The sequence below is a fragment of the Novosphingobium flavum genome (assembly GCF_014230315.1).
In the GTDB taxonomy this organism is placed as follows: Bacteria; Pseudomonadota; Alphaproteobacteria; order Sphingomonadales; family Sphingomonadaceae; genus Novosphingobium; species Novosphingobium flavum.
Window position 1 is genome coordinate 14,835 of record NZ_JACLAW010000006.1, and the last position, 22,619, is coordinate 37,453.

Genomic DNA, 22,619 nt, shown 5'->3' on the forward strand with positions numbered 1-22,619 from the left:
GGACACTTCAATAGGCGTCGCCCCGGACTTGATCCGGGGCCCCGCTGCCTTCAGCGACGGTGGTGAGAAAGAGCGGGATCCCGGATCAAGTCCGGGATGACGGGGGTGGCAGCAAGCCCGACCATTCCTGCCACTGGCGGCCATGGAGCACCGGGCCGCAGCCCGCCACCCAAACCCCCTCCCGCAGGCGGGAGGGGCAGCGAGACTTGCGCCTAAACGGGGTTAGTCGCAGCGGGGCGGGCCAGCGACCTCGCCATCCAGACGCCCCGCCTCCAGACGCTCCGCCTCCAGCCGCCCCGTCACCCGCTCCCGAAACTCGGCCAGCTTGGCCTCCAGCGAAGCCTGCACCTCCCCGACCGAAGCCTGCTCCTCCTCCAGCCACATCGCCTTCAGCCGCTCGTAAACCGGATCGCCAGGCTGGGGCAGGGCGCCGCCCCGGTCATAGCGCCGGGCGCGCCGCTGGCGCAGCAGGAACATCAATAGCGCCGTGTCGTGGCGCACCCAGGTCGTCACCACCTTGCCGCCGCGCACCACCGGCCGCTCCTCCCCGGCCAGCGCCCGCTCCAGCGCGCAGTCTTCCAGCCGGGCCATGCCCCGGTCGATCGCCGCCTCCCACGCCGCCGCGAAGCCCTCCGCCCCGGCCCGGTTGCGCAGCTTGTAGAGCGCTTCCAGGCTGACCCCGATGCTCCGCGCCGCCTGGGTCACGATGCCGCAGGCCGCCAGCTCGGCGATGAAGGCCCGCTGCCGCGCCGGGGTGATCGAATTGCCGCGCGGCGCGCGGTGCAGATAGGGCGCGAAGTCCAGCAGGGGATCGCCCTCCTCGGCCGCCTCCCCGCGAAATGCCGCCGCGCTCGTCCGCCGCCCCGGCCGCGCCGAAGCGCAGGTCACCTTGCCCACTGCCTGCTCCTTTCAAGGTCGTGAAATTAACCCATTTGGTTCCATGTAGGAAAGAGGCTTGGCATCGAGCATTTTCCGCCCCATCCGGAGCCTATGACGTCTGACCCGTTTCTTGCCCAGGAAGTCCTTGATCGGACGCTCCTCGTGACTGAACTCTGGGAGGCTCAACTGATCCGCCATCCATTCGTGGCGGGCCATCCCGATCTGTCCGCACTGGCCGACCGGATTGGCGATCTCCTTGGCCTGTTCTACCAGCAGGCCGGCCACATCGCGCTTGACCCCCCGGCCGAATCCAAATAAGGGCGCCCACTTCCGCGATGGGTCTCCTCTCGTGGCAAGAGCTGAACATTGCCGGCAAGCACGGGTTTCCCGGGCAAGCCGTCAAAGTAACCCGGCGGCCTTGGGCCTCGGGTGGAGCGTTTTCGGCTCGCATCGTTTCCGGCCCGGGCCTGTCCGGTGCCTCGCGCTGCGGGATGCATTCACTTCACCTTGGGCCTGGCGTTGCCACCAATCACAGGTGAAGTCTTCACATGCCCACTATCAACCAGCTGATCCGCAAGGGTCGCGTTCCGCAGAAGGCCAAGAGCAAGGTCCCTGCGATGGAGCAGAACCCGCAGAAGCGCGGCGTTTGCACCCGCGTCTACACCACCACGCCGAAGAAGCCGAACTCGGCGCTTCGCAAGGTGGCGAAGATCCGCCTGACCAACCAGCGCGAAGTCATCTCGTACATTCCGGGCGAAGGCCACAACCTGCAGGAGCACTCGGTTGTGCTGATCCGCGGCGGCCGTGTGCGCGACCTTCCGGGCGTGCGCTACCACGTCCTGCGCGGCGTGCTCGATACGCAGGGCGTCAAGGACCGCAAGCAGTCCCGCTCGAAGTACGGCGCCAAGCGTCCCAAGTAAGGTCAACCGGGTTGGCGCCTGAAACCGGCGCCCCCAGGTGGCCAGCTGGCTGGCCCAGAAGATAAGGAATTTGCGATGTCTCGTCGTCGTCGTCCCGAAAAGCGGGAGATCCTGCCTGATCCGAAGTTCGGAGATCAGGTCCTCTCGAAGTTCATGAACAACCTGATGCTCGATGGTAAGAAGTCCGTCGCGGAAAGCATCGTCTATGGCGCTCTGGATACTATGCAGACCCGCGCCAAGGCCGATCCGCTGCAGCTCTTCCACGATGCGCTCAACAACGTGAAGCCGCAGATCGAAGTGCGCTCGCGCCGCGTCGGTGGTGCGACCTACCAGGTCCCGGTCGAAGTCCGTCCGGAGCGCGCTCAGGCTCTCGCCATCCGCTGGCTGATCACCGCCGCGCGCAACCGCTCGGAAACGACCATGTCGGCCCGCCTCTCGGCCGAGCTGCTCGACGCTGCCAACAACCGCGGCAACGCGGTCAAGAAGCGTGAAGACACCCACCGCATGGCCGACGCCAACCGCGCGTTCAGCCACTACCGCTGGTAAGGGCCAGGGCCGGGGCGGCTGTGCCGGAAACGGCGCGGCTGGCGCTGGCCCGTCTTCAAACGGTCACAGTCGTAACCATATGGGCGGGAGCCTTGATCGGCTCCCCCCATGTCTCCCAAGGAACTCCCCATGGCCCGCAGCCATCCGCTTGAGCGTTACCGCAATTTCGGCATCATGGCGCACATCGACGCTGGCAAGACCACGACGACCGAGCGCATCCTCTACTACACCGGCAAGTCCTACAAGATCGGCGAAGTCCACGACGGCGCCGCGACCATGGACTGGATGGAGCAGGAGCAGGAACGCGGCATCACGATCACGTCGGCCGCGACGACCTGTTTCTGGAACGATCACCGCCTGAACATCATCGACACCCCCGGCCACGTCGACTTCACCATCGAAGTCGAACGCTCGCTGCGCGTGCTCGACGGTGCGGTCGCCGCGTTTGACGGCGTTGCCGGCGTTGAGCCGCAGTCGGAAACCGTGTGGCGCCAGGCCGACAAGTACGGCGTGCCGCGGATGTGCTTCATCAACAAGCTCGACCGCACCGGCGCGAACTTCAAGTACTGCGTCCAGACCATCATCGACCGCCTCGGCGCCAAGCCGGCCGTGCTCTATCTCCCGATCGGCGCGGAAGCCGATTTCAAGGGCCTGGTCGACCTGGTCGAGAAGCGCGCGATCATCTGGAAGGACGAATCGCTCGGCGCCGAATTCTTCTATGAAGAAATCCCCGCCGACATGGCCGACGAAGCCGAGCTCTACCGCTCGCAGCTCGTCGAGCTCGCCGTCGAGCAGGACGACGACGCGATGGAAGCCTATCTCGAGGGCAATGAGCCCGACGTGGCGACCCTCAAGAAGCTGATCCGCAAGGGCACGCTGAGCCAGGCCTTCGTGCCGGTGCTGTGCGGCTCGGCGTTCAAGAACAAGGGCGTCCAGGCCCTGCTCGACGCCGTGGTCGACTACCTGCCTTCGCCGCTCGACATTGCCGACGTCCAAGGCGTCAACCCGGATACGGACGAGCCGGACACTCGTGCAACCTCGGACGAGGCTCCGTTCTCGGCGCTCGCGTTCAAGATCATGAACGACCCCTTCGTCGGCTCGCTGACCTTCACCCGCATCTACTCGGGTACGCTCGTCAAGGGCAGCTACCTGAACTCGGTGAAGAACAAGAAGGAGAAGGTCGGCCGCATGCTGCTGATGCACTCCAACAACCGCGAAGACATCGATACCGCCTATGCCGGCGACATTGTGGCCTTGGCTGGTCTGAAGGAGACCACCACCGGCGACACGCTGTGCTCGGAGAAGCAGCCGATCATTCTGGAGCGGATGGAATTCCCCGAGCCGGTGATCGAGCTGTCGGTGGAACCGAAGACCAAGGCCGACCAGGAAAAGATGGGCCTCGCGCTCAACCGTCTTTCGGCCGAGGACCCCTCGTTCCGCGTTTCGACCGATCACGAATCGGGCCAGACCATCATCAAGGGCATGGGCGAGCTTCACCTCGAAATCCTCGTCGACCGCATGCGCCGCGAGTTCAAGGTCGAGGCCAACGTCGGTGCGCCGCAGGTGGCCTACCGCGAATACCTGTCGAAGCCGATCGACCTCGACCACACCCACAAGAAGCAGTCGGGCGGCACCGGCCAGTTCGGCCGCGTGAAGGTCAAGGTGACGCCGGGCGAGCGTGGTTCGGGCTTCGTCTTCAAGGACGAGATCAAGGGCGGTAACATTCCGAAGGAATATATCCCCGCGATCGAGAAGGGCTTCCGCGAAACCGCCGAGACCGGCTCGCTGATCGGCTTCCCGATCATCGACTTCGAAGTCCTGCTCTACGACGGCGCCTACCATGACGTCGACTCGTCGGCCCTGGCCTTCGAAATCTGTGCTCGCGGCGCCATGCGCGAAGCCGCCCAGAAGTCGGGCATCAAGGTCCTCGAGCCGATCATGAAGGTCGAGGTCGTGACGCCGGAAGAGTTCATGGGTGACGTGATCGGCGACATCAACTCCCGCCGTGGCCAGATCCAGGGTACCGACAGCCGGGGCAATGCCCAGGTGGTCGAGGCCATGGTCCCGCTGGCCAACATGTTCGGCTACGTGAATCAGCTGCGCTCGTTCACCCAGGGCCGGGCTCAGTACTCGATGCAGTTCTCGCACTACGACGAGGTCCCGGCGAACGTCGCGACCGAACTTAAGGCGAAGCTTGCATAAGACCACGGTTCGGATTAGGGGCGGCGCCTGATTCAGCGGGTGCCGTCCTTTCCCCGCAGTATCTGCAATTTTTTGAGAAGAAGGTTTGAGCAATGGCTAAGGCTAAGTTTGAGCGGACCAAGCCGCACTGCAACATCGGCACCATCGGTCACGTCGACCACGGCAAGACCACGCTGACCGCCGCGATCACCAAGGTGCTCGCCGAAACCGGTGGCGCGACGTTCACCGACTACGCGAACATCGACAAGGCTCCGGAAGAGCGCGAGCGCGGCATCACCATCTCGACCGCGCACGTCGAGTACGAGACCGAGAACCGCCACTACGCGCACGTCGACTGCCCGGGTCACGCTGACTATGTGAAGAACATGATCACCGGTGCCGCCCAGATGGACGGCGCGATCCTCGTCGTGAACGCCGCTGACGGTCCGATGCCGCAGACCCGCGAGCACATCCTGCTCGCCCGTCAGGTCGGCGTGCCGGCGCTCGTCGTGTACATGAACAAGGTCGACCAGGTCGACGACGAGGAAATCCTCGAGCTCGTCGAACTCGAAGTTCGTGAACTGCTCTCCTCGTACGACTTCCCGGGCGACGATATTCCGATCGTCAAGGGTTCGGCCCTTGCTGCCCTCGAAGGCCGCAACGACGAAATCGGCAAGAGCTCGATCCAGGCCCTGATGGCCGCCGTCGACTCGTACATTCCGCAGCCGCCGCGTCCGACCGACAAGCCGTTCCTGATGCCCGTCGAAGACGTGTTCTCGATCTCGGGTCGCGGCACCGTCGTGACCGGCCGCGTCGAGACCGGCATCGTCAAGGTTGGCGAGGAAGTCGAGATCGTCGGTCTGAAGGACACCCAGAAGACCACCGTCACCGGCGTCGAAATGTTCCGCAAGCTGCTCGACCAGGGCGAAGCCGGCGACAACATCGGTGCCCTCGTGCGCGGCGTGAAGCGTGAAGACGTTGAGCGCGGCCAGGTCCTCTGCAAGCCCGGTTCGGTCAAGCCGCACACCGAGTTCTCGGCCGAGGTCTACGTGCTGTCGAAGGACGAAGGTGGCCGTCACACGCCGTTCTTCGCCAACTACCGCCCGCAGTTCTACTTCCGCACCACCGACGTGACCGGCGAAGTGATTCTGCCGGAAGGCACCGAGATGGTGATGCCGGGCGACAACGTGACCCTGTCGGTCAAGCTGATCGCGCCGATCGCCATGGACGAAGGTCTCCGCTTCGCTATCCGCGAAGGCGGCCGCACCGTCGGTTCGGGCGTCGTCGCCAAGATCACCAAGTAATTGGTGAAAGTCGGGGCTTATCGGCCCTGACGGACAGAATTGGCCCGGTCTCCCGTCGTGGAGGCCGGGCTTTTTCGTTGTGTTAGCCCGCGAAGGCAGGGGGCGGCGCCGACAAGCCCACCGATTCGCGGTCCAGCGCAAACCGAGCTTGGGACTGCGTTCACTCCGCTTGTAGCGCGCTCTTTCGACTCGGTGTTGCGCAATGGCATGGGTTCGAGCCGGGCTGCCGTGTGTGGTTCTGATTGCTGCGGATTTCCTCGAGTTGCCAATCCAGGCACGCGTTGCTTGCGGGGCGCGGCTATGACGATCGTCGCTGACGCCGAGCATTCATGCCCGCTGCGCCTGCCGTCCCGGAAAATACCCGTTTCCCGACTTGATCAATTGCCTCCACCGGTGTAGGGGCGCGCTTCGTTTCGGCGGGCTTGAAGGTTTCCTGGGGTTTGCCGGCCACTCGTTTTTGCTCTTTCTCATCGGTGTACGGATCATGGACGCTCAGAACATTCGCATTCGCCTCAAGGCTTTCGACCACCGCGTGCTCGACCAGGCGACCGGCGAAATCGCCGACACCGCCCGCCGCACCGGCGCCCTGATCCGTGGGCCGATCCCGCTTCCGACCCGGATCGAGAAGTTCTGCGTCAACCGCGGCCCCCACATCGACAAGAAGTCGCGTGAGCAGTTCGAGGTGCGCACCTACAAGCGCCTGCTCGACATCGTGCAGCCCAACGCTGCCACCGTCGATGCGCTGATGAAGCTCGACCTGGCTGCCGGCGTGAACGTCGAAATCAAGCTGGCCTGATCCAGCTGCGCTTCCCCTCGAAAATGAGGGGTGGCGCAACGGCGCAATGCCCGCTAAGGGCGGCGCTTCGCGACTTGTCATGCGAGTCGCTATCCTTCGGCTTAGGTCGATTCGGTGGTCCTCCACCGCGGACATTGGGATACCTCCGGCCTGATCCAATGGATCGTAAGGGCCGGGAAAGCGTCCCCCGTCTCGCTGCCGCGAGCCTTCGGGCAAATGGTGGCACTTCGGCCCGGACGGGGCGCGCTTCACACATAGGGCCGATCACGCCCCTGGGGATGGTCCCCTTGGGCCTCTGTGAGGAGTACGGATCATGCGCACAGGCGTGATCGCTAAGAAGGTGGGGATGACCCGCCTTTTCCAGGAAGACGGTCGGCACGTGCCGGTTACCGTTCTTTCGTTGGAGAACTGCCAGGTGGTTTCGGTTCGCACTGCCGACCGTGACGGTTACGTCGCGCTGCAGCTGGGTGCCGGCGAAGCCAAGCAGAAGAACGTTGCCAAGCCGCAGCGTGAGCACTTCGCCAAGGCTGAAGTCTCGCTCAAGGCCGAAGTCGCCGAGTTCCGCGTCGCCGACGACGCGCTGCTCGATGTCGGCTCGACCATCGCCGCCTCTCACTTCGTTGCTGGCCAGCTGGTCGACATCACCGGCCAGACCCAGGGTAAGGGTTTCGCCGGTGCGATGAAGCGCTGGGGTTTCGGCGGTATGCGCGCCACCCATGGTGTTTCCATCACTCACCGTGCCCACGGTTCGACCGGTAATCGCCAGGATCCGGGCCGCGTCTTCAAGAACAAGAAGATGGCCGGTCACATGGGTGACCGTCAGCGTACCCAGCAGAACCTCGAAGTCGTTCGCACCGACGACGAGCGTGGCCTGATCTTCGTCAAGGGCTCGGTCCCGGGGTCGAAGAATGCTTGGCTGCTCGTCCGCGACGCCGTCAAGGTCTCGCGCCACGCCGAGGCTCCCTACCCCGCCGGCCTGAAGCAGGCTGCCAACAGCAACGATTCGGCTGCTGCCGACACCCCGGCGGAAGTCGCGGCTGTCGAAGCCACCGAAGGCCAGGAGGGCTAAGTCGTGAAGGTCAAGCTCATCAATCTTGATGGTTCGGCCGCCAAGGGCGACATCGAACTGTCGGATGCCGTGTTCGGCGTCGAGCCCCGCGCTGACATTCTGCACCGCGTCGTTACCTGGCAGCTCGAGAACCGTCGCGGCATCGCCCGCAAGGCGCGCGAGCGTTCGGACGTTGCCCGCACCGGCAAGAAGTTCGGCCGCCAGAAGGGTGGCGGTACCGCCCGTCACGGCGACCGCAAGGCCCCGATCTTCATCGGCGGTGGCAAGGCTCACGGTCCGCGCGTTCGCGAGTTCAACATCTCGCTGAACAAGAAGGTCCGCGCGCTCGGTCTGAAGATGGCCCTGTCGTCGAAGGCGCAGAGCGGTCTGTTCGTAGTCGACAGCCTCGATCTCGACGGCAAGACCAAGACCCTCGCTGCCCAGCTCGCCAAGTCGGGCTTCGGCAAGAAGGTTCTCGTGATCGACGGCGAAGGCGTGAACGACAACTTCGCCAAGGCCGCGCGCAATCTCGTCGGGATCAACGTCCTGCCGGCCGTCGGCGCGAACGTCTACGACATCCTGAAGCATGATACGCTGGTGCTGACGCGCGCCGCGGTCGAGAAGCTGGAGGCGCGTTTCAATGGCTAAGGACGCAATCGACACGCGTCACTACGACGTGATCGTGGCTCCCCACATCACCGAGAAGTCGACGCTGCTCTCCGAGCACAACGCGGTGGTCTTCAAGGTCGCCGACAAGGCCACCAAGCCCGAGATCAAGGCTGCGGTCGAAGCGCTGTTCGACGTAAAGGTCGTCGGCGTGAACACCCTGACCCAGAAGGGCAAGACCAAGCGGTGGAAGGGCAAGCCCTATCGCCGTTCCGACGTCAAGAAGGCCGTCGTGACCCTGGCCCCGGGCCAGTCGATCGACGTGACCAGCGGGATCTGAGGCGCGCACCATGGCACTCAAGAACTATAACCCGACCAGCCCGGCCCGTCGCGGCCTGATCCTGGTCGACAAGTCGTCCCTGTGGAAGGGCAAGCCCGTCAAGGCGCTGACCGAAGGTAAGCGCAAGACCGGCGGCCGCAACAACAAGGGTCACGTGACCTCGCGCGGCATCGCCGGCGGCCACAAGCAGAAGTACCGCTTCGTCGACTTCAAGCGTCGCAAGTGGGACATGTCGGCCACCGTCGAGCGTCTGGAATACGACCCCAACCGCACCGCGTTCATCGCTCTCGTCAAGTACGAAGACGGTGAACTGGCCTACATCCTGGCACCGCAGCGCCTGGCCGTGGGCGACCAGGTGATCGCCGGTGAAAAGACCGACGTGAAGCCGGGCAACGCGATGCTGCTGTCGCAGATGCCGGTCGGCACCATCGTCCACAACGTGGAGATGAAGCCGGGCAAGGGCGGGCAGATCGCCCGTTCGGCCGGCACCTACGTGCAGGTCGTTGGTCGTGACCGCGGCATGGTCATCGTTCGCCTGAACTCGGGCGAGCAGCGCTACCTGCGCGGCGATTGCATGGGTACGGTTGGCGCGGTGTCGAACCCCGACAACCAGAACCAGAACCTGGCGAAGGCCGGTCGCAACCGTTGGCTGGGCAAGCGTCCGCTGACCCGCGGCGTCGCCAAGAACCCGGTCGACCACCCGCACGGTGGTGGTGAAGGCCGCACTTCGGGCGGCCGTCATCCGGTTACCCCGTGGGGCAAGCCGACCAAGGGGGCCCGTACCCGCCACAACAAGCGGACCGACGGCATGATCATCCGCTCGCGCCACGCGAAGAAGAAGAGGTAATCGACCATGGCACGTTCCATCTGGAAGGGCCCCTTCGTCGACCTGCACCTGCTGAAGAAGGCCGAAGTAGCGCAGGACGCGGGTTCGCGCGCTGGCCCGATCAAGACCTGGTCGCGGCGTTCGACGATCCTGCCCCAGTTCGTTGGCCTGACGTTCAACGTCTACAACGGCAAGAAGTTCATCCCCGTTGCTGTCAACGAGGACATGGTCGGCCACAAGCTGGGTGAATTTGCGCCGACGCGCAGCTTCCCCGGTCACGCCGCCGACAAGAAGGGCAAGCGGTAATGGGCAAGCAGAAGTCCCCTCGTCGCGTTGGCGACAACGAAGCGCTGTCGGTCGGCACGCAAATCCGTGGTTCGGCCCAGAAGCTGAACCTGGTTGCGGGTCTGATCCGCGGCAAGTCGGCTGAAGAGGCTCTGAACATCCTCGCCTTCTCGAAGAAGGCGATGGCTGTCGATGCCCGCAAGGTGCTCGCCTCGGCGATCGCCAATGCCGAAAACAATCACAACCTCGACGTCGACGCTCTCGTCGTCGCCGAGGCCTCGGTGGGCAAGTCGATCACGATGAAGCGCTTCCACACCCGTGGTCGCGGCAAGTCGACCCGCATCCTCAAGCCGTTCTCGCGGCTGCGGATTGTCGTTCGTGAAACCACCGAAGAAGCTGGGGAGGCCTAAACCATGGGTCACAAGTCCAACCCAATCGGCCTGCGCCTCCAGATCAACCGGACCTGGGACAGCCGCTGGTACTCCGAGGGCAAGAGCTACGGCAAGCTGCTCGCCGAGGATCTGAAAATCCGCAAGTTCATCATCGAGACCCTGCCGCAGGCGGCGATCTCGAAGGTGGTGATCGAGCGTCCTGCCAAGCTGTGCCGCGTGTCGATCTATGCCGCTCGTCCGGGCGTCATCATCGGCAAGAAGGGCGCCGACATCGAGAAGCTGCGTTCGCAGCTGGCCAAGATGACCGGCAGCGACGTGAAGCTGAACATCGTCGAGATCCGCAAGCCGGAAGTCGACGCGAAGCTCGTCGCCCAGGGCATCGCCGACCAGCTCATTCGCCGCGTGGCGTTCCGCCGTGCGATGAAGCGCGCGATGCAGTCCGCGATGCGCCTGGGTGCCGAAGGCATCAAGGTCGTCTGCGGCGGCCGTCTCGGCGGCGCCGAGATCGCGCGGGTCGAACAGTACCGTGAAGGCCGCGTGCCGCTCCACACGCTGCGCGCCCATATCGACTACGCTGAAGCCGAGGCTCTGACCACCTATGGCGTGATCGGCATCAAGGTGTGGATCTTCAAGGGCGAGATCCTCGGCCACGATCCGATGGCCCAGGAACGGCTGATGATGGAGGCCCAGACCTCCGGCGTGCGCCCGGCGCGCGATGACCGCAGGAACTAAGCCATGCTGCAACCGAAAAAGACCAAGTTCCGCAAGGCCTTCAAGGGCCGCATCCATGGCTTGGCCAAGGGTGGTTCGGACCTGAACTTCGGCTCCTACGGCCTGAAGGCGATGGAGCCCGAGCGCATCACCGCCCGCCAGATCGAAGCGGCCCGCCGCGCGATCACGCGTCACATCAAGCGCCAGGGTCGTCTCTGGATCCGCGTCTTCCCGGACGTGCCGGTTTCGAAGAAGCCTGCCGAAGTCCGTCAGGGTAAGGGCAAGGGTTCGATCGAATACTGGGCCGCCCGCGTCAAGCCGGGTCGGATCCTGTTCGAGCTCGACGGCGTTGCCGGCCCGCTCGCCGCGGAAGCGTTCAGCCGCGCCGCGATGAAGCTGCCGATCAAGACCAAGGTTGTCGCCCGCCTCGGCGACACCTCGCACCTCGGAGGCGAATAATGGCCAAGATTGAAGATCTTCGCGCCAAGACCGACGATCAGCTGACCGCTGACCTCGCCGATCTGAAGAAGGAGGCATTCAACCTCCGCTTCCAGGCTGCGACCAACCAGCTGGAACGTCCGGCGCGCATCAAGGAAGTGCGCCGTGACATCGCCCGCATCAAGACGCTGCAGACTGAGCGTTCTCAGTCGGCCAAGGCGTAAGGAGCTAACGATGCCCAAGCGTATTCTCATCGGGACCATCGTCTCCGACAAGACCGACAAGACCGTGGTCGTGAAGGTCGAACGCAAGGTGAAGCACCCGCTCTACGGGAAGATCATCCGCCGTTCGAAGAAGTATCACGCCCATGACGAGGACAACGCCTTCAAGACCGGCGAAGTCGTCCGCATCGAGGAAACCGCGCCGATCTCCAAGCTGAAGAGCTGGAAGGTGATCGAGCGGGTGACCGCGGGCAAGACGGCCGCTCTTGAAGCGGAAATCTGAGCCAGTCGGGTAAAAATTTGGAACTCCCGGGACATTCTCGGAAAGCCAGGTAAGAAGGAACCGGATCAATGATCCAGATGCAATCCAACCTCGACGTCGCGGACAACAGCGGCGCCAAGCGCGTCCAGTGCATCAAGGTGCTGGGCGGGTCGAAGCGTCGTACCGCTGGCGTTGGCGACATCATCGTGGTGTCGATCAAGGAGGCGCAGCCGCGCGCCAAGGTCAAGAAGGGCGACGTGCACCGCGCCGTGATCGTCCGTACCCGCAAGGACGTCCGTCGTCCCGACGGTTCGGTGATCCGTTTCGACGGTAACGCCGCCGTGCTCATCGGCAAGAACGAAGAGCCGATTGGTACGCGTATCTTCGGCCCCGTGGTCCGCGAACTGCGCGCCAAGGGCTTCATGAAGATCATCTCGCTCGCGCCGGAGGTGCTGTAATGTCTAGCGCCAAGATCAAGAAGGGCGACAGCGTCGTCGTTCGCTCGGGCAAGGACAAGGGCCGCACCGGCACTGTCCTTCAGGTTCTGCCCAAGGACGGCAAGGTCGTCGTCTCGGGCGTCAACGTGATTGCCCGTCACCGCAAGCCGACCCAGGTCAACCCCCAGGGCGGTATCGATCGCCACGAGGCGCCGATGGCGATCTCGAAGGTTGCCGTGGCCGACAAGGACGGCAAGCCTACCCGCGTTCGTTTCGAGGAACGCGATGGCAAGAAGGTCCGTGTCGCCGTCAAGTCCGGGGAGGCCATCGATGGCTGACAACTACACGCCGCGCATGAAGTCGAAGTATGACGCCGAGATCGCTGCCGCGATGCAGGCCAAGTTCGGCTACAAGAACGCGCTCGAGATCCCGAAGATCGAGAAGATCACGCTCAACATGGGCGTGGGCGAGGCGAGCCAGGACAAGAAGAAGGTCCAGACCGCCGCTGCCGAGATGGAACTGATCGCTGGCCAGAAGCCCGTGATCACCAAGGCGAAGAAGTCGATCGCGCAGTTCAAGCTGCGTGAAGGCATGCCGATCGGCTGCAAGGTTACCCTGCGCCGCGAACGCATGTACGAGTTCCTCGATCGCCTGATCACCATCGCCATGCCCCGCATCCGCGACTTCCGTGGTCTGAACCCGAAGTCGTTCGATGGTCGCGGCAATTACGCGATGGGTCTGAAGGAGCAGATCATCTTCCCGGAGATCAGCTACGACCAGATCGAGAAGGTGCGTGGGATGGACATCATCGTCACCACCACCGCCAAGACCGACGAGGAAGCGCGCGAGCTGCTGCGCCTCTTCGGTTTCCCTTTCCCGGCTGAAGCCGAAGCCTCGCTGGCTGCCTGAACTAGGAAGAGAGCTTAAGTCCATGGCGAAACTGAGTTCGATCAACAAGAACGAGAAGCGCAAGGCGCTCGTTCAGAAGTTCGCGGCGAAGTATGCCGCTCTCAAGGCCCAGGCCGACGACGAGTCGCTCGACGAAACCGAGCGCCTTATCGCCCGCCTCAAGCTGGCGGAGCTGCCGCGCAACGCGAACCCCACCCGCGTGCGTAACCGCTGCAACACCACCGGCCGCCCGCGCGGCTACTATCGCAAGTTCGGCCTTTGCCGCGTCGAGCTCCGTGATCTTGCCAACAAGGGCATGATCCCGGGCGTGACCAAGTCGAGCTGGTAAGGATCAAGCGATGGCACTGACCGATCCCCTGGGTGATATGCTCACCCGCATCCGCAACGGCCAGCAGGCGAAGAAGGACTCCGTCCTCTCGCCGGCTTCGAAGCTGCGCGCCCGCGTACTCGAAGTGCTGCAGCGTGAAGGCTACATCCGTGGCTATTCGGAGGACGCCACCGGCGCTCATCCGCAGCTGCGCATCGAGCTGAAGTATTTCGAGGGCGAGCCTGCGATCAAGCACGTCGCCCGCGTCTCCAAGCCGGGCCGCCGCGTCTACTCGGGTTCCAAGGAACTCCCGGTTGTGCGCAACGGTCTTGGCATCACCATCGTCTCGACGCCCCGCGGCGTGCTTTCGGATGCCGAAGCCCGCGCCCAGAACGTCGGCGGCGAAGTGCTTGCGGAGGTGTTCTGATGAGCCGCATCGGTAAGAAGCCGGTCTCCATCCCGAGCGGCGTCAGCGCCGCAATCGCGGACGGCGTCCTGACGGTGAAGGGCCCCAAGGGCACCCTGACCCTCAACCTGCGTGACGAGATCAGCTACACCGTGGATGGCGATGCCATCCTGGTGAAGCCGGCCAACGACACCAAGCAGGCCCGCGCTTTCTGGGGCATGCAGCGCACCCTGGTCGACAACCTCGTCACCGGCGTGACGCAGGGCTACACTAAGGTTCTTGAAATCACCGGCGTCGGCTATCGTGCCAACGCGCAGGGCAAGAACCTGAAGCTGCAGCTCGGCTACAGCCACGACGTGGATTACGCGGTGCCGGAAGGCATCGAGATCAAGACCCCGGATAACACCACGGTCGAGATCAGCGGGATCGACAAGCAGAAGGTTGGCCAGGTTGCCGCCGAAATCCGTCGCTGGCGCAAGCCCGAACCCTACAAGGGCAAGGGCATCAAGTACCGCGGCGAGTACATCTTCCGCAAGGAAGGGAAGAAGAAGTAATGGCGAAGCTCTCTCTCTTCGACCGCCGTCGTCGGCGGGTTCGCACCGCGCTCAAGGCGCGCGCTGGTGGCCGTCCGCGGCTTTCGGTGCACCGCTCGGGCCGTCACATCTACGCGCAGATCATCGACGATGCCGAAGGCAAGACCATTGCCTCGGCCTCGACGCTGACCAAGGGCTCGAAGGGCCCCGGCGCGACCTGCGACGCGGCTGCCCTGGTCGGCAAGACGCTGGCCGAGGCCGCCAAGGCCAAGGGCGTGACCGCTGTCGTGTTCGATCGCGGCGGCTTCCTGTTCCATGGCCGCGTCAAGGCGCTGGCCGATGCCGCGCGTGAAGGCGGGCTGGAGTTCTGACGATGGCAGACGAAACCAACATTGAAGGCGTCGCCGTCGAGGCGACCGGTGCCGAAGGCGGCGAGCAGCGCGAAGGTCGCGGCCGTGGCCGTGGCCGTGGCGGCAACGACCGCGGTGGTGAGCGTGGTGGCCGTGGCCGCCGTGACGACCGTCGTGGCCGTGGCAACAACGACGAGGAAGGTGGCGAAGAGCTGATCGAGAAGCTCGTCCACATCAACCGCGTCTCCAAGACCGTGAAGGGCGGCAAGCGCTTCGGCTTTGCCGCGCTGGTCGTGGTCGGCGACGGCAAGGGCCGTGTGGGCTTCGGCCACGGCAAGGCCCGCGAAGTGCCGGAAGCCATCACCAAGGCGACCGCTTCGGCCAAGAAGAAGATGATCCGCGTTCCGCTCAAGGAAGGCCGCACGCTGCACCATGACGGCAAGGGCCACTTCGGCGCTGGCAAGGTCAACGTGCGTTCGGCTCCGGCCGGTACCGGCATCATCGCCGGCGGCCCGATGCGCGCCGTCTTCGAGAGCCTGGGCGTCCACGACGTGGTGACCAAGTCGGTCGGCACCTCGAACCCCTACAACATGATCCGCGCCACCTTCGACGCCCTGACCGACCAGACTTCGCCGAAGTCGGTCGCCCAGCGTCGCGGCAAGAAGGTCGCCGACCTGCTCGGCCGCGCCGGTGGCACGGTTGCCGAGGCGGAAGCCGCGGCCGAAGCGATCACGGAGTAATCTGAGATGGCCAAGATCAAGATCAAGCAGATCGGTTCGCCGATCCGTCGCCCTGAAAGCCAGAAGAAGATTCTGGTCGGCCTGGGGCTCGGCAAGATGCACCGCGTGGTCGAGTTGGAGGACACCGCGGAAGTGCGTGGCGCCATCGCCAAGCTGCCGCACATGGTGGCCGTGGTCGACTGACCGAGGCGTTGCCAGAGCAATGAGATCAAGCCCCGGCCGCAAGGCTGGGGCTTTTTCGTTTCCGGCCTCCGGCAAGATCGCGTCGCAGCGCACCAATTCTTAAGCATAGTTCCCTAGAGTGGTGGCATGTTCGAACACTTGCGCCGCCTGATCCTGCCGTCGAGTCCCGGCGCGTTGAGGCTGTGGCTGGCGCTGGTCGTGGTGTTCCACCACGTCACCCGGATCGAGGTCGGCAAGGCCCCGGTGCTCGTGTTCTTCGCCCTGTCTGGCTATTGGGTGCATCAGGTCTGGAGCCGCCGCTATTGCAACACCGTCCAGCCGTGCCTGACCTTCGCGATCAGCCGGTGGTGGCGCGTCGCCCCGATCATGGTCATCGCGGCGGTTCTGTGCGTTGCCGTGATGGCGCTGGTCGATCATGGCGGCCTGTCGGCTGTTGCGGCCATGCCGCTGAGGCAAGCGTTCTCGACGCTGTTCGTGCTGGGCTATGCCCAGATGCCGGTCCGGCCGGTCGGGCCCGCCTGGTCGCTCGACATCGAGATGCAGTTCTATCTCGTCGCGCCGCTACTGGTGCCGCTGGTTCAGCGCACCAGCGCGATCGCGGCGCTGTTCGCGGCGTTCGTCGTCTATACCCTTGGCATTGCCGTCTATCCCGAACTGGTCCTGACCAGCTTCCTCGTCCCCTTCGTTATCGGAATGGTCGCCGCGCGGCACCAGTGGACGGTGTCGCCGCGCCTTGCCGAAGGCTTGCAGGCTCTCGCAGTCCTGATCGTCGCGGCAGTCTGCCTCTCTCCCTGGCGTACGCTACTGCTCGGTTCGGAGGAGGGCGGGTGGTGGCCACAACTCAATATCCTGCTGGCCGTGCTGGTCCTGCCGCAGGCCCTCGTCTCGGTCGGCCGAAGGGGCGGGCCGCGGGACCAAATATGGGCAGACCAGTCCTACGTCGTCTACATGCTGCACTGGCCGGGCATACTGTTGCTGCGCGGCATTGCCTGGCCCGAGGGCGCGGCGTGGAGCGCGGGCCTTGTGGCCATCGGTCTTGCTACCAGTTTGCTGTGCTGGGCCATCCACCGCTACTATGACCGGCCGCTCAACCGGCGACGCGCGCGCTGGGTCGATAGCCGCCGGAATGCCGCCCGCGTAGCGGTGACAAAAGGGGATGACAGCGCCCCCGTCTTCGCCTAAGGGCCGCCACTTCCATCAAGCGCGACCAAAGCGAAAGCGAGTGCACTGACATGAAACTGAATGACATCCGCGACAACAACGGCGCCCGCAAGGGCCGTATGCGTGTCGGCCGTGGCATCGGCTCCGGCAAGGGCAAGACCGCCGGCCGCGGCCAGAAGGGTGCCAAGGCGCGCTCGGGCGTCTCGGTCAACGGCTTCGAGGGCGGCCAGATGCCGCTCCACATGCGTATCCCGAAGCGCGGCTTCAACAACATCTTCGCCAAGGACTATGCCGAAGTGAACCTCGGCCTGATCCAGAAGGCGATCGACGCCGGCAAGATCGACGCCTCGGCGACGATCGACCACACGGCGCTGAAGGCCGCTGGCCTCGCTCGCGGCGGCAAGGACGGTGTGCGCCTGCTCGGCAAGGGTGAATTCTCGGCCAAGGCCAGCTTCGCGGTCGAAGGCGTCAGCAAGGGTGCGCGCGAGGCGGTCGAAAAGGCTGGCGGCAGCGTGACCGTGCCGGAAGCCGGCCCGAGCGAGCACGAAAAGAAGACTGCCCGCCGCGACGCCAACAAGGCTGCGCGCGCCGCGAAGTAATCCGGACCATTCTCCCCGGCCGGCGCTCTATCGCGCGGGCCGGGGATGAATCCGCTGCGGCGGGTTCGACATTGCTGAACCGTGCCCTATATGGGCCGCAGCGGTCCCCTCCGGCACCCACGAGGCACAACGGTCCCATGGCATCACGCGCCGACAATATTGCGAGCAATCTCAGCCTCGCCAACTTTTCCAAGGCCACCGAGCTCAAGAGCCGGATCTGGTTCACGATCGGCGCGCTGATCGTTTTCCGGTTCCTCAGCTTCGTGCCGCTGCCGGGCGTGAACCCGCTGATCCTGGAGACGCTGTACAGCAAGACCCAGGGCGGCATCCTCGACCTGTTCAACACCTTCTCGGGTGGCGGTCTGCAGCGCATGAGCCTGATCGCGCTCGGCGTGATGCCCTACATCACGGCCTCGATCGTGGTCCAGTTGGCCGCCTCGCTGCATCCCTCGCTCGCTGCGATGAAGAAGGAAGGCGAGAGCGGTCGCAAGAAGCTCAACCAGTACACCCGTTACGGCGCCGTGCTGCTGACGGCGGTGCAGGGCTGGTTCGTCGCCTCGGGGCTTGAGGCCTACGGCGCTTCGAGCGGTCTGCAGGCGGTCGTCGCCCCGGGAATGCTGTTCCGCGTCGGCGCGGTCATCTCCCTGATCGGTGGGACCATGTTCCTGCTCTGGCTGGGTGAGCAGATCACCTCGCGCGGGATCGGAAACGGCACCTCGCTCATCATCATGGCCGGTATCGTCGCCCAGATGCCGACCTTCATCGCCAACCTGTTCGAGGGCGGTCGGTCGGGCTCGATCAGCGCCTTCACCATCGTTGGCCTCGTGGTCCTGCTGGTCGCCCTGATCCTCGGCATCTGCTTCTGCGAGCGCGCCACGCGGCGCCTGCTGATCCAGTATCCCAAGCGCGCCACCCAGCGCGGGATGATGCAGGCCGATCGCAGCCACCTGCCGCTCAAGCTCAACACGGCCGGCGTGATCCCGCCGATCTTCGCCAGCTCGCTGCTGCTGCTGCCGCTGACGATCACCCAGTTTGCCGGAAATTCGGTCTCGCCCGATACCACGCTCGGCAACTTCGTGATCTCGCTCAACCAGTACCTGGCGCACGGCAAGCCGCTCTACATGGTGCTCTATGCGCTGGGCATCATCTTCTTCTCGTTCTTCTATACTGCGGTCGTGTTCAACCCTGAAGAGACGGCGGACAACCTCAAGAAGAACGGCGGCTTCATCCCCGGCATCCGTCCGGGCAAGAACACCGCGACCTATCTCGATTACGTGCTGACCCGGGTCACGGTGCTCGGCGCGGCTTATATCACCATCGTCTGCGTGATCCCCGAATGGGTTATCGCACAGACGGGCATTCACCTCTTCTTCGCGGGCGGTACCTCGCTGCTGATCGTGGTCAACGTCACCGTCGACACGATCACCCAGATCCAGTCGCACCTGCTGGCGCACCAGTATGGCGACCTGATCAAGAAGGCGAAGCTGAAGGGGCGCCTTCGTTAAGGCGGTTGTCGGACCTAAGTCGCACTTGCCCGCGGGGCGCGGGCGCGGCACGGTCGGGCAAAACAGTGGGGAGCTGGATTCGATGAACATCATTCTGCTTGGACCGCCGGGTGCGGGCAAGGGCACTCAGGCCCAGCGCCTGGTTGAACGGCACGGCATGCGCCAGCTCTCGACCGGCGACATGCTGCGCGCCGCGGTCAAGGCGGGAACTCCCGTGGGCCTTCAGGCAAAGGCGGTGATGGAGCGCGGCGAACTGGTCTCGGACGAGATCGTCTCGGCCCTGATCGGCGAGGAACTGGATGCCCTCAAGCCGGGGCAGGGCGCCATCTTCGATGGCTATCCGCGCACCGCCGCCCAGGCCGAATCGCTCGACGTCATCCTTTCCGATCGTGGCCGCGCGCTCGATCACGTCATTGAACTGGCGGTCGACGAGGATGCACTGGTCGAACGGATCACGGGCCGCTTCACCTGCGGCACCTGCGGCAAGGGTTACCACGACAAGTTCGAACAGCCCCGCCAGGTCGGCGTTTGCGACAAGTGCGGCGGGACCGAGTTCAAGCGCCGCCCCGATGACAACGAAGAAACGGTGCGCACCCGGATGGCCGAGTACCGGGCCAAGACCGCGCCGATCCTGCCGATCTACGAAACGCGCGGCATCGTCGCCCGGGTCAACGGCATGGCTGAGATGGACCATGTGACCGCCGCGATCGAGAAGATCCTCGAGGCCTGAGCGTGACGCCGGCCGGGCCCGTTCGCCCGGCCGCTGCCGATGAGCCTCCAGCGGCAAGGGGTACGCCGAAACCGGCGGGCTTTGACGAGCGCTCCGGCTTGGTATATTGCAGGACCAGACCCGGGCGCAGCCACGGGACAGACGCTGCGGACCTTGCTCCCGGCCCGGCCGCTTTTGGCCGCGATGGCGTTGACATGCGCCCCGAATCGGCTTAAGCGCGCCCTTCACTCGGAGAAACGGGTCAAGTCCGGCAGGTGATTGCAGTCATGCGCACCGACCGGACCTTTTGCCGTTCCGCCCCGTGAAACCCGCGTTGAGATAGGGCTGGCTTATGGCCAAGGCCCTGTGGAGCTTGGAGAATACAAGTGGCTCGTATTGCCGGGGTCAACATCCCCACCAACAAGCGCGTGATCATCGCGCTGACCTACATTCACGGTATCGGTCCCAAGTCGGCCAAGGACATCGCCGACAAGCTGGGCATCGACCACACGCGCCGCGTCCAGGATCTGTCGGACCAGGAAGTCCTGCACATCCGTGAGGCGATCGACGCCGAATACACCGTCGAGGGCGACCTGCGTCGCGAGACGGCGATGAACATCAAGCGCCTGATGGACCTCGCCTGCTATCGTGGTCTGCGCCACCGCAAGGGCCTGCCGGTCCGCGGCCAGCGCACGCACACCAACGCCCGCACCCGCAAGGGCAAGGCCAAGCCCATCGCCGGCAAGAAGAAGTAAGACTGGAGGCCTGATCGGGCCCGTCTTTCCCTTCTCCCGCTTTTCGACAGGATATTCATCATGGCACGCGAACCCCAGCGCATTAAGCGCCGCGAGCGCAAGAACATCACCAGCGGCATCGCTCACGTGAACGCCAGCTTCAACAACACCATGGTCACCATCACCGATGCCCAAGGCAACGCCATTTCTTGGTCGTCGGCCGGCATGATGGGTTTCAAGGGCAGCCGCAAGTCGACTCCTTATGCCGCCCAGGTCGCCGCTGACGACGCCGGCAAGAAGGCCGCCGAACACGGCGTGCGCACCCTCGAAGTCGAAGTGAAGGGGCCGGGTTCGGGCCGTGAGAGCGCCCTGCGCGCCCTCCAGGCCGTTGGCTTCACGATCACCTCGATCCGCGACGTGACCCCGATCCCGCACAACGGCGTTCGGCCTTCCAAGCGTCGCCGCGTCTGATCGAGTTATGGCGGCGGCCACCCGGCCGCTGCACTTTTCGAGAAGCCGCGGGCCACAGCTGGGCGCGCGGCTTTTCCCGCCAGAACACACCCTAGGGGAAGTCCATGACTGTCAATATCAAGAACTGGCAGGAACTGAAGAAGCCCAACAACCTGGAAATCAAGTCCGGGAACGACCCCAAGCGCCGTGCCACCTTCGTCGCCGAACCGCTCGAGCGCGGCTTCGGTCTGACGCTCGGCAACGCCCTGCGCCGCGTGCTGCTCTCGTCGCTCCAGGGTGCGGCGGTCACCTCGATCAAGATCGACACCGTCCTGCACGAGTTCAGCTCGCTCGCCGGCGTGCGTGAGGACATCACCGACATCGTCCTCAACGTGAAGCAGATCGCGCTCAAGATGCAGGGCGAAGGCCCGAAGCGTCTGCAACTCTCGGCCGTCGGCCCGGGTGAGGTCAAGGCCGGCGACATCGCCGTGACCGGCGACATCGAGGTCATGAACAAGGACCTCGTGATCTGCCACCTCGACGAGGGCGCGGTGCTCAACATGGAACTCACCGCCGACACCGGCAAGGGCTATGTCCCGGCCGTGTCGAACCGTCCGGTGGACGCGCCGATCGGCCTTATCCCGGTCGATTCGCTGTACTCGCCGGTGCGCCAGGTGTCCTACAAGGTCGACAACGCCCGTATCGGCCAGGAGCTTGACTTCGACAAGCTCAGCCTCACGGTCGAGACTGACGGCACCGTCACCCCGGAAGACGCCGTGGCCTATGCCGCGCGCATCCTTCAGGACCAGCTCTCGCTGTTCGTACACTTCGAGGACGTGACCCCGGTCGGCACCTCGCCGATGATCGGCATGGCTGCTGCGCCGGCCGAAGAGGGCGACACCAACCAGCTCAACCGTTACCTCCTCAAGAAGGTCGACGAACTCGAGCTGTCGGTGCGTTCGGCCAACTGCCTCAAGAACGACAACATCATCTACATCGGCGACCTGGTCCAGAAGACCGAGGCCGAGATGCTCCGCACGCCGAACTTCGGCCGCAAGTCGCTCAACGAGATCAAGGAAGTCCTGAGCTCGATGGGCCTGCGCCTCGGCATGGACATCCCGGGCTGGCCGCCTGAGAACATCGAGGAAATGGCCAAGAAGCTCGAACAGGAACTTCTCGGCTGACACGATCGGAACGGGCGCCGGGCAATCGGCGCCCTTCCTGCAAGGGTGAACGGGCAGCCACCCCGATAGCTGCCAGGTCTGGGCTACCTCACACGGGCCCCTAACGAACGGAGAAAGAACATGCGTCACAAGCACGGCGGCCGCAAGCTGCAGCGTACCTCGTCCCACCGTCTTGCGCTCCTGCGCAACATGTCGGCCTCGCTGATCAAGCACGAGCAGATCACGACGACGACCGCCAAGGCCCGCGAGCTGCGTCCCTATCTCGAAAAGCTGATCACGCTCGCCAAGCGTGGTGGCCTGTCCAACCGCCGTCTGGCCCACGCCCGCCTGCTCGACGATGCCCAGCTTACCAAGCTGTTCGACGTCCTGGCCGCGCGCTACGCCAATCGCGCCGGTGGCTACACCCGCATCATCAAGGCCGGTATCCGCGCTTCGGACGCCGCGCCGATCGCCGTGATCGAACTGGTCGATCGCGACACCTCGGCCAAGGGCCAGGATTCGGGCCCGGTCTACACGGCTGACGAAGACGAATTCGAAGCGGCCTGATCGGCTTCTTCCGAACGGAAACGGGAAAGGCGGTTGCGGCAACGCAGCCGCCTTTTTCCGTTCTGCTCGAACCGGCTTAGGCGAAGCATCCGGTAGGGAAATGCTCGCCCC

General features: G+C 64.5%; 34 protein-coding genes. 33 read left to right on the forward strand and 1 reads right to left on the reverse strand.

The window, feature by feature from the left end:
* Window positions 1-222 precede the first annotated feature (222 nt).
* Window positions 223-897, reverse strand: coding sequence for a hypothetical protein (locus H7F51_RS08485; RefSeq protein ID WP_185663833.1), 675 nt, complete (start codon window positions 895-897; stop codon window positions 223-225).
* A 144-nt stretch (window positions 898-1,041) separates the two neighbouring features.
* Here H7F51_RS08485 and H7F51_RS08490 point away from each other — a divergent pair, with 144 nt between their 5' ends.
* The 33 genes from H7F51_RS08490 to rplQ all read left to right on the forward strand — a co-directional run bounded on the left by H7F51_RS08490 (window position 1,042) and on the right by rplQ (window position 22,508).
* A complete protein-coding gene (locus H7F51_RS08490; protein ID WP_185663834.1) occupies window positions 1,042-1,197 on the forward strand; it encodes a hypothetical protein in 156 nt (51 codons plus the stop codon).
* Window positions 1,198-1,427: 230 nt separating this feature from the next.
* Window positions 1,428-1,799 carry a 30S ribosomal protein S12 gene (gene rpsL, locus H7F51_RS08495; protein ID WP_124809405.1) on the forward strand — a complete coding sequence of 124 codons (372 nt, stop codon included), beginning with the start codon at window positions 1,428-1,430 and terminating at the stop codon, window positions 1,797-1,799.
* Window positions 1,800-1,874: 75 nt separating this feature from the next.
* Window positions 1,875-2,345, forward strand: coding sequence for a 30S ribosomal protein S7 (rpsG, locus tag H7F51_RS08500; RefSeq protein ID WP_185663835.1), 471 nt, complete (start codon window positions 1,875-1,877; stop codon window positions 2,343-2,345).
* 129 nt (window positions 2,346-2,474) lie between these two features.
* Complete coding sequence (gene fusA, locus H7F51_RS08505) at window positions 2,475-4,547, forward strand: elongation factor G (protein ID WP_185663836.1); 2,073 nt, start codon at window positions 2,475-2,477, stop codon at window positions 4,545-4,547.
* Window positions 4,548-4,639: 92 nt separating this feature from the next.
* Window positions 4,640-5,830: an elongation factor Tu gene (tuf, locus tag H7F51_RS08510; RefSeq protein WP_185663837.1), complete on the forward strand. Its 1,191-nt coding sequence runs from the start codon at window positions 4,640-4,642 to the stop codon at window positions 5,828-5,830.
* Between the two features lie 484 nt (window positions 5,831-6,314).
* The gene (rpsJ, locus tag H7F51_RS08515; protein WP_185663838.1) at window positions 6,315-6,626 is read left to right on the forward strand and encodes a 30S ribosomal protein S10; all 312 of its coding nucleotides are present in this window, start codon (window positions 6,315-6,317) and stop codon (window positions 6,624-6,626) included.
* Between the two features lie 313 nt (window positions 6,627-6,939).
* Entirely contained in the window at window positions 6,940-7,695 is a 756-nt protein-coding gene (gene rplC, locus H7F51_RS08520; protein ID WP_185663839.1) for a 50S ribosomal protein L3, read from the forward strand.
* A 3-nt stretch (window positions 7,696-7,698) separates the two neighbouring features.
* A complete protein-coding gene (gene rplD, locus H7F51_RS08525) occupies window positions 7,699-8,322 on the forward strand; it encodes a 50S ribosomal protein L4 (RefSeq protein ID WP_185663840.1) in 624 nt (207 codons plus the stop codon).
* Complete coding sequence (locus H7F51_RS08530; RefSeq protein ID WP_185663841.1) at window positions 8,315-8,620, forward strand: 50S ribosomal protein L23; 306 nt, start codon at window positions 8,315-8,317, stop codon at window positions 8,618-8,620. The genes rplD and H7F51_RS08530 overlap by 8 nt, the downstream gene beginning before the upstream one ends.
* A gap of 10 nt (window positions 8,621-8,630) precedes the next feature.
* On the forward strand, window positions 8,631-9,467 hold the full coding sequence (gene rplB, locus H7F51_RS08535; protein WP_185663842.1) for a 50S ribosomal protein L2: 837 nt from the start codon (window positions 8,631-8,633) through the stop codon (window positions 9,465-9,467).
* A gap of 6 nt (window positions 9,468-9,473) precedes the next feature.
* The gene (gene rpsS / locus H7F51_RS08540; RefSeq protein WP_185663843.1) at window positions 9,474-9,752 is read left to right on the forward strand and encodes a 30S ribosomal protein S19; all 279 of its coding nucleotides are present in this window, start codon (window positions 9,474-9,476) and stop codon (window positions 9,750-9,752) included.
* Window positions 9,752-10,141: a 50S ribosomal protein L22 gene (gene rplV, locus H7F51_RS08545; RefSeq protein ID WP_185663844.1), complete on the forward strand. Its 390-nt coding sequence runs from the start codon at window positions 9,752-9,754 to the stop codon at window positions 10,139-10,141. The genes rpsS and rplV overlap by 1 nt, the downstream gene beginning before the upstream one ends.
* 3 nt (window positions 10,142-10,144) lie before the next feature.
* The gene (gene rpsC, locus H7F51_RS08550; protein ID WP_185663845.1) at window positions 10,145-10,855 is read left to right on the forward strand and encodes a 30S ribosomal protein S3; all 711 of its coding nucleotides are present in this window, start codon (window positions 10,145-10,147) and stop codon (window positions 10,853-10,855) included.
* 3 nt (window positions 10,856-10,858) lie between these two features.
* Window positions 10,859-11,293 (forward strand): 50S ribosomal protein L16, encoded by a 435-nt coding sequence (rplP, locus tag H7F51_RS08555; protein WP_185663846.1) that lies wholly within the window; start codon window positions 10,859-10,861, stop codon window positions 11,291-11,293.
* Window positions 11,293-11,496 (forward strand): 50S ribosomal protein L29, encoded by a 204-nt coding sequence (rpmC, locus tag H7F51_RS08560; RefSeq protein ID WP_185663847.1) that lies wholly within the window; start codon window positions 11,293-11,295, stop codon window positions 11,494-11,496. Before rplP ends, rpmC begins: the two co-directional genes overlap by 1 nt.
* A 10-nt stretch (window positions 11,497-11,506) precedes the next feature.
* Window positions 11,507-11,776 (forward strand): 30S ribosomal protein S17, encoded by a 270-nt coding sequence (gene rpsQ / locus H7F51_RS08565; protein ID WP_185663848.1) that lies wholly within the window; start codon window positions 11,507-11,509, stop codon window positions 11,774-11,776.
* A gap of 68 nt (window positions 11,777-11,844) precedes the next feature.
* On the forward strand, window positions 11,845-12,213 hold the full coding sequence (rplN, locus tag H7F51_RS08570) for a 50S ribosomal protein L14 (RefSeq protein ID WP_185663849.1): 369 nt from the start codon (window positions 11,845-11,847) through the stop codon (window positions 12,211-12,213).
* The gene (rplX, locus tag H7F51_RS08575; protein ID WP_185663850.1) at window positions 12,213-12,530 is read left to right on the forward strand and encodes a 50S ribosomal protein L24; all 318 of its coding nucleotides are present in this window, start codon (window positions 12,213-12,215) and stop codon (window positions 12,528-12,530) included. The genes rplN and rplX overlap by 1 nt, the downstream gene beginning before the upstream one ends.
* The gene (gene rplE / locus H7F51_RS08580) at window positions 12,523-13,101 is read left to right on the forward strand and encodes a 50S ribosomal protein L5 (protein ID WP_185663851.1); all 579 of its coding nucleotides are present in this window, start codon (window positions 12,523-12,525) and stop codon (window positions 13,099-13,101) included. Before rplX ends, rplE begins: the two co-directional genes overlap by 8 nt.
* A 22-nt stretch (window positions 13,102-13,123) precedes the next feature.
* Complete coding sequence (gene rpsN, locus H7F51_RS08585) at window positions 13,124-13,429, forward strand: 30S ribosomal protein S14 (RefSeq protein WP_185663852.1); 306 nt, start codon at window positions 13,124-13,126, stop codon at window positions 13,427-13,429.
* Window positions 13,430-13,439: 10 nt separating this feature from the next.
* On the forward strand, window positions 13,440-13,835 hold the full coding sequence (gene rpsH / locus H7F51_RS08590) for a 30S ribosomal protein S8 (RefSeq protein ID WP_185663853.1): 396 nt from the start codon (window positions 13,440-13,442) through the stop codon (window positions 13,833-13,835).
* On the forward strand, window positions 13,835-14,368 hold the full coding sequence (gene rplF / locus H7F51_RS08595) for a 50S ribosomal protein L6 (RefSeq protein WP_185663854.1): 534 nt from the start codon (window positions 13,835-13,837) through the stop codon (window positions 14,366-14,368). Before rpsH ends, rplF begins: the two co-directional genes overlap by 1 nt.
* Window positions 14,368-14,718, forward strand: a complete 351-nt coding sequence (gene rplR, locus H7F51_RS08600; RefSeq protein WP_185663855.1) for a 50S ribosomal protein L18 — start codon at window positions 14,368-14,370, stop codon at window positions 14,716-14,718. The genes rplF and rplR overlap by 1 nt, the downstream gene beginning before the upstream one ends.
* Window positions 14,719-14,720: 2 nt before the next feature.
* Window positions 14,721-15,437, forward strand: coding sequence for a 30S ribosomal protein S5 (rpsE, locus tag H7F51_RS08605; RefSeq protein WP_185663856.1), 717 nt, complete (start codon window positions 14,721-14,723; stop codon window positions 15,435-15,437).
* A 6-nt stretch (window positions 15,438-15,443) separates the two neighbouring features.
* Window positions 15,444-15,620, forward strand: a complete 177-nt coding sequence (gene rpmD / locus H7F51_RS08610; protein WP_185663857.1) for a 50S ribosomal protein L30 — start codon at window positions 15,444-15,446, stop codon at window positions 15,618-15,620.
* A 126-nt stretch (window positions 15,621-15,746) separates the two neighbouring features.
* Entirely contained in the window at window positions 15,747-16,802 is a 1,056-nt protein-coding gene (locus H7F51_RS08615; protein WP_185663858.1) for an acyltransferase family protein, read from the forward strand.
* A 50-nt stretch (window positions 16,803-16,852) separates the two neighbouring features.
* Complete coding sequence (gene rplO, locus H7F51_RS08620; protein WP_185663859.1) at window positions 16,853-17,380, forward strand: 50S ribosomal protein L15; 528 nt, start codon at window positions 16,853-16,855, stop codon at window positions 17,378-17,380.
* A 137-nt stretch (window positions 17,381-17,517) separates the two neighbouring features.
* Window positions 17,518-18,885, forward strand: a complete 1,368-nt coding sequence (gene secY / locus H7F51_RS08625) for a preprotein translocase subunit SecY (RefSeq protein WP_185663860.1) — start codon at window positions 17,518-17,520, stop codon at window positions 18,883-18,885.
* Window positions 18,886-18,967: 82 nt separating this feature from the next.
* Window positions 18,968-19,615: an adenylate kinase gene (locus H7F51_RS08630; protein WP_185663861.1), complete on the forward strand. Its 648-nt coding sequence runs from the start codon at window positions 18,968-18,970 to the stop codon at window positions 19,613-19,615.
* A gap of 365 nt (window positions 19,616-19,980) precedes the next feature.
* The gene (rpsM, locus tag H7F51_RS08635) at window positions 19,981-20,349 is read left to right on the forward strand and encodes a 30S ribosomal protein S13 (RefSeq protein ID WP_185663862.1); all 369 of its coding nucleotides are present in this window, start codon (window positions 19,981-19,983) and stop codon (window positions 20,347-20,349) included.
* Between the two features lie 60 nt (window positions 20,350-20,409).
* Window positions 20,410-20,799: a 30S ribosomal protein S11 gene (rpsK, locus tag H7F51_RS08640; RefSeq protein WP_007011846.1), complete on the forward strand. Its 390-nt coding sequence runs from the start codon at window positions 20,410-20,412 to the stop codon at window positions 20,797-20,799.
* Between the two features lie 104 nt (window positions 20,800-20,903).
* On the forward strand, window positions 20,904-21,962 hold the full coding sequence (locus tag H7F51_RS08645) for a DNA-directed RNA polymerase subunit alpha (RefSeq protein WP_185663863.1): 1,059 nt from the start codon (window positions 20,904-20,906) through the stop codon (window positions 21,960-21,962).
* Between the two features lie 120 nt (window positions 21,963-22,082).
* Window positions 22,083-22,508: a 50S ribosomal protein L17 gene (rplQ, locus tag H7F51_RS08650; RefSeq protein WP_185663864.1), complete on the forward strand. Its 426-nt coding sequence runs from the start codon at window positions 22,083-22,085 to the stop codon at window positions 22,506-22,508.
* The last annotated feature ends 111 nt before the right edge of the window (window positions 22,509-22,619 follow it).